Here is a 12,496-nt window from a genome sequence, read left to right as displayed (position 1 = left end):
TGATTAAGGTTGATACTCGATGGATAATTACCGGCCGCCGCCGAGCGACTGATAGAGGTTGATCACAGCCTGGGCGGTGGTGAGGTTGCACGACAGCTCCGACATCTGGGCCGACAGCAGCTGCTGCTGGGCCGTCAGCACCTCAAGATATGTGGTCGACATGCCGCCGAGCTTAAGCAGCTCCTCGGTGATCTCGACCGAAGTGGCGAGCTTGCCCACCTGCTCCTGAAGCAGAACGGCCTTCTCGGTGCTCTTCTGATAGAGCATCATGGCGTTCGACACCTCGGCCGATGCCGACATGAGCGCATATTCGAAGTTGTTCATCGCCTGCTCCTGCTGGGCTTTTGCAGCCTTCAGGCGGGCTATGTTCTGTCCGCGTGCGAAGAGCGGAGCCGTCAGCTGTCCGGCGAGCTGTATGAACCACTTGCCGGGGTTCATCACCATGCCTCCGACGAGATTGGTGAAGCCTCCGTTGGCAGTGATGTTGAGCGACGGATAGAAGGCCGAGCGGGCGCCTGCCGTAGTGTAGTAGGCAGCGGCCAGACTCTCTTCGGCGGCGCGTATGTCAGGACGGGCGGCGAGTTCGCGCATCGGTATCTCCTCGCGAAGCATTTCCGGAGCGGTCAGAGTGGCGTCGGGCGATGTCACCCATTCCATAGGCATGGTGTTCATCAGCAGCGACATGGTGTTGTTGGCCTGATGAAGATTGTCCTCCAGGTCCTTGATCGAGCCGAGTATGCTCAGATACTGGGCCTCGCTCTGCACCACGGCGGCCTCGGTGACGCGGCCGGCCTCCTTGAGGTCCTTCATCGTGGTGACGTTCTCGGCCCACAGTTCGGCCGTGCGGCGGCTCAGATCGAGTTGCTGCTGAAGCATGGCTATGGTATAGTAGCAGTTGGCCACGCCGCCGATTATCTGCGAGCGCACAGCCTGACGGTAAGCCTCCGTCTGGCGGTAGGCGGCCTCAGCTCCGCGCTTGGAGTTGAGCAGACGTCCGAAGATGTCCACCTCCCAGCTTGCGGCGGCGGGTATCTGATAGGTCCAGCTCATGTCGGTGACGTCAAAATACTTGGCGCCGGCGCCGTTGGGCGCGAGCGACAGCGAGGGGAGATAGGCCAGACGCGCGCCCAGACGGTTGGCTGCGGCAATGTCGACGTTGAGCTTGGCGTTGCGCAGATCCTTGTTATTGTCGAGCGCCTGATAAATTAGATCGGTGAGCACCGGATCGGTAAACACCTCCTGCCAGCGCAGATTGCCGAAGGCGGCGCTGTCCACCGGAGCTTCCTTGGCCTCGGCGTAGGCTTTTCCGAGCTGGGAGTCGTCAGGCATCTTGAATTTGCCGTACATGTTGCAGCCGGCCAGGCCCGTGAGGGCCATGGCTGCTGCCGTAGATATTATGATGCGATTGATTTTCATTTGATGATATATGTGAATTGTCCCTCTTTGAGATCGTCTAAATTTATATTATACGGATTTTGAGAAGGATTGTCAGATGGATTTTTGTTTGTGATGAGGGAGTGTAGCCGTAGCTACATGACCGAAGAGCAAACAAAAAGACGCTGAAAAGACTCTCAAAAGCAAAGTGATATGAATTTTAGACGATCTCTTAACGCGAATACTGCTCGATCTCGTTCTCGATGCCTTCGTTGTCGGTATCCTCCCACTTTATCGGAGTGATCTTCTCCTGGATCTTCTGGAAGATCACGAAGAGGGCGGGCACGATGAATATCTGCAGGAACATACCGATAAGCATGCCGCCTATAGATCCGGTGCCGAGGGCACGATTGCCGTTGGCGCCGGCGCCGGAGGCGAACATCATCGGGAGCAGACCGATGATCATGGCCAGAGAGGTCATGAGGATCGGGCGCAGACGGGCCGACGCACCCTGGATGGCGGCATTGACCACCGACATGCCAGTGCGGCGGCGCTCGATGGCAAACTCCACGATAAGGATGGCGTTCTTGGCCAGCAGACCGATAAGCATGATCAGGGCGATCTGCAGATAGATATTGTTGGATACTCCGAAGATCTGGGCGAAGATGAAGGTACCCATCAGACCGAACGGTATCGACAGGATGACCGACATCGGCAGGATGTAGCTCTCATACTGGGCCGAGAGCAGCAGATATACGAAGAGCAGACAGAGACCGAAGATCACGGCTGTGGTCGATCCGGCGCCGCTCGAAGCCTCCTCGCGGGTCATGCCGGAATACTCGTAGCCGTAGCCCGGCGGGAGAGTCTCCTGCGCCACGCGGGTAATGGCCGCCAGACAGTCGCCCGACGTATAGCCCGGTGCGGGGTTACCGTTGACCGAGATCGACTGGAACATGTTGAATCGGTTGAGCAGGTCGGGGCCATACACCTTCTGCATGGTCACGAAGTTGGAGAGCGATGCCATCTCGCCGCCGTTGCGCACCTTGATCGACGCAAGGGTCTCGGGGCTTACGCGCGCCTCGGGCGAGGCCTGCATCATCACGCGGTAGATCTTGCCGAAACGGTTGAAGTTGCTGACATACATACCGCCGTAGTAACCCTGCAGCGTGGTCAGAATGTCGCGGGGCGACAGGCCGGCCTGCTTGGCCTTGGCGGCGTCGATATCCACCAGATACTGCGGGAAGGTGGGGTTGAACGTGGTCATGGCCACCTGCACCTCAGGCTGCTGGTTGAGCTGTGCGAGGAAACCCTGCACCACAGCGAAGAAGTCTTCGACACTGCCGCCGGTCTTGTCCTGCATCTTGATCTCGAAACCGTTGGTCAGCGAGTAACCCGATATCATCGGGGGCGCGAACATCACCACGCGGCCGTCCTTGATCACGGATGTCATGGCGTAGAGCTTGCCCAGGATGGCGTCCGACGACTGATCCTTGCGCTTGCGCTCCTCCCAGTTCTTGAGCTTGATGATGACTGTGCCGTAGGTAGCGCCCTGGCCGGCCATGAAGCTGTAGCCTGAAATTTTCTGGCGATACTCGATCTCCGGCACCGTGGCCAGAATCTGGTCGAGCTGTTCAAGCACGGCGTCGGTGCGTTCCTGCGATGTGCCCGGGGGCATGTCGACCATGCAGAACAACGTTCCGGTATCCTCGTTGGGCACAAGAGTGGAGGTGGTGATGCTCATGAGCCACACCAGCGCGGCCACTGCCACTGCCACCAGCGAGAATGCGGTGATCTTGTGGTTGATAAACCAGCCGGTGACCTTGTTGTAATATTTCATGATACGGCCGAAACCGATCTCGAAGCCTTTGTGGAAGCGCTTGCCGAAGATGCCGAGCACTGCCACCACGGCACATACCGAGGCGATGGCCAGCTTCACCGGATGAGCCACGTTATACCAGCCGAGCACCATGAAGGTGATCGTGGCGGCCAGGAATGCGAAGGTGATCAGCGGGGGAAGATCGAGTGTGAAGCGACGCTTGGCCTGACCTACGACAGCCTCGGCGGCCGCTCCGTAGGCTTTGCCCATGCGCTCCTTGAGCGACGAGTCGTCGCCGTGGGCTTTCAGGAACACGGCGCAGAGAGCCGGCGACAGCGTCAGGGCGTTGAGCGCAGAGATACCGATGGAGATAGCCATCGTCAGACCGAACTGACGGTAGAACACGCCCGTGGTGCCGGTCATGAACGACACGGGGATAAACACGAGCATCATCACCAGAGTGATCGATATGATGGCGCCGCCTATCTCGCCCATGGCGTCGATGGCTGCGCGGCGAGAGCTCTTGTAGCCGACATCGAGCTTGGCGTGGACAGCCTCCACCACCACTATCGCGTCGTCGACCACAATCGCGATCGCAAGCACGAGAGCCGACAGAGTGATGAGGTTGATCGAGAAGCCGATGAGGTTCATGAAGAAGAACGTACCCACAAGAGCCACCGGGATCGCGATGGCCGGGATGATCGTGGAGCGGATATCCTGCAGGAACACATACACCACGAAGAACACCAGGATGAACGCCTCGATGAGGGTCTTGATCACCTCATGGATCGAGGCATCGAGGAAGTCGTTGTTGTTCATCGGTATCGCTATCTTCAGACCCGAGGGAAGCTCGCCCTCCATCTTCTTGATCTCGGCCAGACAGTCGTTGATGATCTGTGTGGCGTTGGAGCCGGCGGTCTGGAAGACGATACACGACGTGGCTACCTTGCCGTTGAGCGAGTTGGAGAATCCGTAGGTCAGACGTCCCAGCTCCACTTCGGCCACATCACCCAGACGGAGTATCTCGCCGGTGGGCTTGGCGGCCACCACTATATCCTCGAACTGCTCGGGAGTGGTCAGACGGCCTTTATACTTCATCGTGTACTGGAAGCTCTGGTCGCCCTGTTCGCCGAACGTACCCGGAGCGGCCTCGATATTCTGCTCCGAAAGAGCGTAGGTGACATCCGAAGGCATCAGGCCATACTGGGCCATCACCTCGGGCTTGAGCCATATACGCATCGAGTAGTCGGCACCGAACGACATGACGTCGCCCACGCCCGACACACGCTGCAGCTGGGGAATGATATTGATCTTGGCATAGTTGTCGATAAACTCCATCGAGTAGTTGCCCGAAGCGTCGTAGAGCGACACCATCAGAAGCATCGACGACTGACGCTTGGCTGTCTGCACACCCACCTGAGTCACCTCGGCGGGAAGCAGGTTGAGAGCCTTCGACACACGGTTCTGCACGTCGACGGCAGCCATGTCGGGATTAAAGCCCTGCTCGAAATACACTGTGATGTCGGCCGAGCCGGAGTTGGTGGCGGTCGACTCCATGTGGGTCATGCCCTGGGCGCCGTTGATCGACTCCTCAAGAGGAGCTATCACGGAGTTAAGCACAGCCTGGGCGTTGGCGCCCTGATATGTGGTCGACACGCGTATCGTAGGCGGCGCTATGTCGGGAAATTGGGTCACCGGCAGCGAGAAGAGGCCGATCAGACCCAGCAGCACGATGAATATCGAGATTACCGTCGACAGCACCGGGCGGTTAATGAACGTATCTAATTTCATCTGTCAAATACTAACTTTATTCTGAATATTTGTGTGTATGAGAGAGAGTGGCTCACTCGGCTGCCACACCCTCGGCGCTCTGCTGCGCGGCTGCCGCCTGCGCGGCCTGATCCACCGGAGTGATGGCCATGCCGTCCTGCAGACGCGTGCCCACGCCCTCTACTGCTATACGCTGGCCGGCTTTGAGACCCGAAGTGACGATGAAGGTCTTGCCGTCGTTGGAAGCCTCGATGGTGATCGGAGTCGACACCACCTTGTTGGAGTCGTTGACCACATACACAAAGCGCTTGTCCTGAAGCTCGAAGGTGGCCTTCTGCGGGATGATGATCACATTGTCCTGCACATTGGGGATGATCACCTGGCCCGTACCGCCGCTGCGGAGCAGTCCGTCGGGATTATTGAACAGCGCGCGCACGCTCGAAGAGCCGGTCGAGTTGTCGATCACACCGCTGACTGTGGCCACAGTGCCCTCCAGAGGATAGATCTGGCCGTCGGCCATGCGCAGCTTCACCTTGGGCATCGCCGCGATAGCCTCCTTGAGCGAGCGCTTGCCGCCGTCGGAGAGCGAGAGCAGATCGCGCTCGGTCAGCGAGAAGTAGGCATACACCTCGTTGTTGTCGCTCACCGTGGTCAGCGGCTCCACCGACGAGGGCGACGCCAGCGAGCCTTCGCGGTTGGGTATCGTGCCCACCACGCCGTTAGAAGGCGAAGTCACCACCGTATATGCCAGATTCTTGCGGGCGTTGATCAGCTGAGCCTGAGCCTGCGAGAGCTGTGCCTTGGCGCTCTGGAGCTGATTGTCGGCCACCTGATATTCATATTGGCTTATGATGTTCTTGTCGTAAAGCTTCTTCTTGGTGTCGGCGGTCATCTGGGCGGTCGACACTGCGGTCTGGGCTGCGTTGACAGCCGCCACGGCCTGATCCACGGCAGCCTGAAACTGCACCTGGTCGAGAATGAAGAGTGTCTGACCCTTGCTCACCTGCTGGCCTTCGTCGACACACACTTTAGTGATGAAACCTGTCACCTGCGGACGTATCGCTACGTCGCTCTTGCCCTTGATCAGAGCCGGGAAACTGCTCTCGAGATCCGACGTGCCCTCCGCGAGGGTGATCGTGGCTATGCTCGGAGCCATCTGCTGCATCTGCTGCTGATCGCCGCCACTGCATCCGACGGCTACTGTTGCCACTGCGCCGGCCAGCATCAGGCCGGCCAGATTCAACATGGTTAAATTCATACGCTTATTATTTATCGTGTAACTTACTATTTTCCGATTTATGCTAACATCTCAGTGATTGGTTCCAGATGCGAAACACTCCCTCCGAAAAATACGCGTGCAAAGGTACTCAACTATTTGCACCTGCGGAAACGCCGCCCACAAATATTTCACACAACTTTAAGCATCATTAACACCATTCGACTTTTCTTCCAATTTTCACACCCTATCGACCACTCACCTGCCCGACATCGCCACACCATTTACCCGATCAGTCCGATTACATTTCCAAGGCCGCCACAGGCCGCCCTAATACAATCGAACCTGATATACTATTTTTATTCCTATTAAATACACTATTCTCACAAATTCCCATTTCGCAACTCACGCGCACGTTTGTGCGCTTTAGTAAACAGTATTGTACCCCCCCCCTGACACACTTTTACAATCTTGTTAAACTTTTCTCCCAAAATATTCGCACTATTATCCAATTTTTAACTTCACAACCGATTTTTTCGACCGATCAGACGGCCATGCTAATTCTGCATATTCATAAATTTTATACTATCCAGTTTTAATCATTTTTCTAATCAAACAACAGGACAAAGATTATGAAACAACTTCTACTCACCCTTCTCGGGGTGGCAGCTCTCTGTGGCCTATCGCCACACCACGCCGCCGCCCAGGAGCATTCACCAGTCACTAAAACCTACACTGTCACCAAATCCAACTTCACCAACGGCCTGGTCAGCATGGGCAAAAGAGTCAAAGGAGCGCTTGAAGGCGCCACCAATACCGCCGACTACACCCTGTCTGACTCAGAGTCCATAACACCAACAGACATTCCCACCGGACAAGACGCTCACGGCTACGGGCAATATCTGATCAAATCGGCTGCCGACGACGATGACCCGCTGACTATCGATTTTGACTTCTCCAACTGCTCGACAACGCCGAAAAACGAAAATCCTGCCTGGTATCAGAACACATCGTATATCAACACCAATATCTATACATATACCGGAGCAAAACTCAAAATCTCGTTGAGCGACAAGAAGCGCATCAAATCAATTCAGATACAGACAAACATGTATGGCAACAACCTGAACAAGGCGTTGCAAGCATACAAACAAAACATCAAGTGCATCAAAGACTTCAGCTCCGACGTTGAAGACGACCGATTCACACTGAGCGCAGTCAACCTGGACAACGACGGCATAACCGTCAAATACGAAAGTTCCCGAATATATGGCGACGAGCCGAACCTGACTTTGGACTTTGTCAATCCTGATGGATATTACTATCTGCAGATACGCAAGATCATAGTGCAATACTACGACAACTCCGACGGATGGATGCCTAAGTATGACAACACTATGAAATATGGCAAGAACTATGCCGACGTCATCTACTACAAGGACGACGACGCCACAGACTGGACAGAAGCCACCGGCTCAGAACGGATAAAACTCAACGGCGCCACTGTCAAGACACGCATCGGCAACGCAATGACCACATTCACACGCCCGGCATCACCCAAACCCAACCAGCCGACAGTCATCATCGACCCCGTCAGGAAGATCATCGGCGCAACGATCGGCGTGACCTTCTACACCACCCTTGATCCCGACTATTCGGCCTCCGACGACATCAACGAGGCATATTCTGTGGAATATCAGCTCAACAACTATGCCGCAACCGGAACAAGCGCGACATACGCCAACTCCAACGTAACAGCCCCCACCGGAGCAATAGGAGGCACTGCCCCAGTCATAAGCGCCATCACCAACGTCGCAGGACTCGACGCAAGCAACTCCACATACACTGTCAAAGCATCGATTTCATACGATCCTTTCAACACAGGTACTTATGCCGCCACCACCGACCAGAAAAACGGCCTTGACATGGCCTTCGGGTTCGATGGTCTGAAAATCAGATACACATCCAAAATCGCACCTCCGGTTCAGCTCCCGATGGTGCCCGAGGTGACAATCTCAAGCGGAGCCGTTCAGAGCAATGCCACCGGCATCTACAATCTCTTCAAAGACCTGAAAGTAACCGCAGCCCACAATGCCGCCTGCATATATCCTGAAGCGAAGATCTATTACATCTTCGGCGACACACAGCTCGACGACAAGACGTTTGACAAGTCAAAAGCCACACTCGTCGGCGAGGATCCTATCGCAGTGACCGGCGACGGATATCTGTCAATCCGCAGCTATGCCACAGTCGACGGCAACGAGATATGCTCGGGAGTCGCCACCTATCAGTTCAAAAAAATCGAGAGCATAAGGTTCAGCAATGCCGGTCAGCTCCTTGACAAAGCCAACAACGGTAAGCTCGTATATCTCGACTTCCCGATACAGACTCTCGCATCAGGCACATACACAGCCGATCCAAATACCTACATAGTCTACGCCCGAGACACCACAGGCACTCCCCTCAAATTCGTTTCTCGAATGAATGCAAAGGTTACCACAGCCTCAAAAGCATGGCCCGGAGCAGCCTTCCAGGCCACCGCCGGACGTGTGTTCAACCAGATACCGTTCATTCCCGCCGGAGGAGCTGTCGGACAACTTTCGTTCGACGATCAGGGACACCCCTACATATTACTCAAAGACGAAGCCAACGACATCGACTATTTCGACTATTGCTACGCCGGCGCATATAAGCGTTACACTGACATTTTCAAAGACAACATCGCCAAAGGCTTGAAATTCGTCACCGACACTTATATATGCAATCCTATAGAAAAGTTCAGCGCCGACGACTATGGGAAAATCGTCTACATAAAAGCCAAATATACAAAGACAGGCAATCTTTTCCATTATGCCGACGACACACAGATCGACGTAAGACTTACCACCGCTACAGGATTCATATCACAGATTCCGAACAACACGTATGCCATCCCGTCTACCACTGCACTTACTGACGGCGCTGATGTTGTAATCACAGGTATTGTCGAATACGATACCGAAGGCAACGGAGGCTACTACATCATACCCAGAGGCATAAACATCGCCCCCAAAATGCCTACCGTCAACATTGGAAATATCAGCAACGGAACGACACTGGTTGAAGACTCATACAAACTCAACGAGGAAGGTAATGCTGCCGAAGCTACCATCAAAATGGTTAGCGGAAGAATGCTTTTGCAATTCAGCGGCGCTGCCGGAACCACCAAAAACTATTTCTACTCCTATTACAATCCCACGTCAAATTCTGACATAACCGGTTCGAAAACAACTACATCAGCCACACTCACATCACTCGTATTTGATGACAACCGGCAGATCAGGGTCAGCGTCAATACACAGGATTGCGCTTACTCTCAAGCACCATTTGCTGTCAGCGAACCATTCACCCTTACAGTGACCGATATCATAAGCACCGCTCCGGGTTACAACTCCATAGCCGAGGTAAAGAAGGAACTGAATGGAAAAACAGCCGAACAGCTCAAGGACAAGTACTATCGGGTTGACGGCAAGATGGTGGTACTCGGATTCGACCCCACATACCAATACATGTATCTTCGCGACGCCGAAGCCGACGGATATATCATCGCCTACACAAAAAACAAATGGAACAACGCCAAGTTCACGTTTGTACACGGCAACTACTATACGTGGACATCTTTCAGCACATGGAGTCTGCCACGAATCGGTGATCAGATCACAACCATCACATTCACACCAGCCGAGATGAGCGGAGTCATGGTTGCGGATCTGACAGGTCTCGAAGGCAGCAAATACGACAGCGGCATTAATCAGCGCTACAACTGGGCTTATATCAAGGGGCACTCATATAGCGATTATGATGAGCAGAACGACCCTGACAAAACAATCTGGGGCGAACTCGGAAAAGGAAATCCGATGTACAAGAACCACATGGATCGCCTCGGAGCGCCGATCAGGAAGGATCTCTGCTACGATGCCTCAAACGAGGCCGACGCGGCCAAGCTGACCTTCGATGACTCGAACATAGCCGACTATGTGGCCATCAACAATGTGAAGCTGACCGCCAACGAAGACACCGACCCGGTATTCTCCACCACAGGACTCGGCACCAACCTCGAGATCGACTGGTCGCTGCTGCCCGCCGCAGAGTCGACTGCCGCACTCGCCGAGGACGGCGACGAGACCGAAGAGCCTGCCGTGAAGGATGTAAAGGCCGAGATCATAAAGGCCTACAACGACGCCAAGACCGAAGGCAAGGATATCTACTTCAATATCCAGGGTCACATCTTCAAGAACGCCACAGCCACAGGCTATGCGCTCAAGATCAAGGACTACTCCATCACCGAGGCCGCACCGCTGCCCACAGTCAAAGTGACAGCCGAAGGCAATGAGATCGTGGCCACTCCCGACGCCGACGACGCATCGAAGCTCGCAGCATCGTTCATCAAGACCGTGAGCGTAAGCAGCCCCGACGCTGAACTGGAGGATGCCGACTTCGAAATACTCATGAGCATCAACGGAGGCGAATACGAGGCCTACGACGCCGCAAAACTCGCCGGATTTGACACCCACAACACCACCGTGGCATTCAAGTGCCCGCTCCGTCCGGGATATCTCGCCGGCGACCGCATCACCACGCTGACCCTCAGCAAGGATGCTTCCGACGTCAACACGCTCGCCGAGATGGCTGGAGGCGACAACGCCAACAATCTCTACCACTTTCGCAAGCATCTGAAAGTGGTGGCTGCTGCCGAGGGAACGGTGATGGCCGCCGACAAAGAGGGTAATCTCGCCGTGGTGGCTGCCGCTCCGGCCGAGGCCGAAGAGGGCAAGTATCTCGCCGACATCGTGCTCGTCAGAAACAGCAAGAACACCGCTTCGATCCATGAGATCGACGCCGACGCCGAGCTGCTCGACGAGGACGAAAGCTTCGCTATCAGCACCCCCGCGCCCGCCACACTCTTTGGAGTCACCGTGGCCGAAGGCAACGCCACCGACGCCGAGGGCAACACATACGCCATCGATCCGACATTCGCCGCCATCCCCGAGGGTGACGCCGAGGCATGGAAGCTCACAGGCTACGTGCTCGCCGACGACAATGACAAGCCGGTGATCTACCTCACCGCATCGCAGGCCATCGACCGTGTGGCACTCCCCGTGATCAATCCCGCCGAGGCTGCGTTCCTCGACAAGACCACCGTCAGCATCACCTGTGCCACAGAGGGTGCAGCCATCGAGTATTCGCTCGACGGAGGCAAGACATGGAACCCCTACACCGGAGCCTTCGACGCCACGGCATCGGGCGAGATACTCGCACGCGCCACAGCCGACGACATGCTCCCCTCGCATGAGGCCAAAGCGTCGGTAGTGAGAGAATACCTCTCGGGCGACGTCACCATCACCGTCGACGAGCAGGAGGCACTGACCGTCATCACCATCACCGGACCCGCAGGAGCGGCAATCTACTACTCGCTCGACGGAACCGCCGAGAAGCTCTACAACGGACCGCTGACGCTCACCAACGACACGCAGGCCGTCATCAACGGACAGATCAAGGCCTACGCCCTCGAGAGCGGCAAGCGCCCAGGAGCGGAGTCTGTCAAGGACTACCAGATCAAGTTCAAGCCCGAAGTGACCGGCATTGACGGCGTGGGGGCCGATCAGGAGGCCGGAAGCGTGCGCGTGGAGGGCAACTCGATCATCGTGCCCGAGGGCGCGCAGACCTTCGACATCGCCGGACGCCGTGTGAATCCACAGGGACTCCCCCGCGGCATCTACATCGTGCGCCTCGCCTCGGGCAAGGCCGTCAAGGCGGTGGTGAAGTAAACCGGCACGACCATCCATCCAGTCTTTTTGACTGTTTTTTAAGTTAGTATATGCGGCGCGTCTCCGATGTGAATCGGGGGCGCGTTTGTTTTTTGAGGGGCATTGCTATGAGCTGACTGTCCCTGCGGCTCATCTACGAAGATCCGCTTAGCGGGCGATCAGACAACCCCACCAAGCCGCCCTGCGGGCGTCATGGCGGGGTTTACAGAGGTAGGTGGTCTACGACCACCCCAAGCGGGCGGAGGAGAGGGTCGCCGGGCGTCAGCACAGGGAGGAGGGAGTGGAGATAGAGGGCAGGGACGCTATGTGGCGGTGGGTGGCCTGAGCTTGCGCGGGCGGCTGATCTCGCAGGCTCCGCAGCTCGGCCGAACGGGGTGCGCTCTCCTCTCCCCCGGTCTACGCGGCGCGCTCCCCCGCCCCGCTGACGCGTGGCAGGTGGGCGGCGCTCCGCTCCGAACTGGGGATTCCGTCTGCCCGCACGCTCCGCGGCTCCGAGGGCGCCAGCCCATCCGA

At 56.2% G+C, this 12,496-nt stretch carries 4 protein-coding genes; 1 reads left to right on the top strand and 3 read right to left on the bottom strand.

Annotated features, from left to right (window positions below; translation table 11 throughout):
• Window positions 1-27 precede the first annotated feature (27 nt).
• The 3 genes from NF347_RS13500 to NF347_RS13490 all read right to left on the bottom strand — a co-directional run bounded on the left by NF347_RS13500 (window position 28) and on the right by NF347_RS13490 (window position 6,218).
• Window positions 28-1,416: a TolC family protein gene (locus NF347_RS13500; protein WP_107681508.1), complete on the bottom strand. Its 1,389-nt coding sequence runs from the start codon at window positions 1,414-1,416 to the stop codon at window positions 28-30.
• Window positions 1,417-1,606: 190 nt separating this feature from the next.
• The gene (locus NF347_RS13495) at window positions 1,607-4,981 is read right to left on the bottom strand and encodes an efflux RND transporter permease subunit (RefSeq protein WP_107036723.1); all 3,375 of its coding nucleotides are present in this window, start codon (window positions 4,979-4,981) and stop codon (window positions 1,607-1,609) included.
• 52 nt (window positions 4,982-5,033) lie between these two features.
• Window positions 5,034-6,218, bottom strand: coding sequence for an efflux RND transporter periplasmic adaptor subunit (locus tag NF347_RS13490; protein ID WP_107036724.1), 1,185 nt, complete (start codon window positions 6,216-6,218; stop codon window positions 5,034-5,036).
• A gap of 590 nt (window positions 6,219-6,808) precedes the next feature.
• On the opposite strand from NF347_RS13490, the gene NF347_RS13485 reads away from it, so the two are divergent.
• A complete protein-coding gene (locus tag NF347_RS13485; protein WP_306254301.1) occupies window positions 6,809-11,983 on the top strand; it encodes a hypothetical protein in 5,175 nt (1,724 codons plus the stop codon).
• Window positions 11,984-12,496 lie beyond the last annotated feature (513 nt).

Source organism: Paramuribaculum intestinale (assembly GCF_030759015.1).
GTDB lineage: Bacteria > Bacteroidota > Bacteroidia > Bacteroidales > Muribaculaceae > Paramuribaculum > Paramuribaculum intestinale.
Note: the sequence above shows the minus strand (reverse complement) of the source record. Positions and strands in the feature narration are given on the sequence as shown.

Coding starts and splice junctions, on each gene's coding strand:
- NF347_RS13500 (WP_107681508.1), bottom strand. CDS start 1,416: ATGAAAATCAATCGCATCATAATATCTACGGCAGCAGCCATGGCCCTC.
- NF347_RS13490 (WP_107036724.1), bottom strand. CDS start 6,218: ATGAATTTAACCATGTTGAATCTGGCCGGCCTGATGCTGGCCGGCGCA.
- NF347_RS13495 (WP_107036723.1), bottom strand. CDS start 4,981: ATGAAATTAGATACGTTCATTAACCGCCCGGTGCTGTCGACGGTAATC.
- NF347_RS13485 (WP_306254301.1), top strand. CDS start 6,809: ATGAAACAACTTCTACTCACCCTTCTCGGGGTGGCAGCTCTCTGTGGC.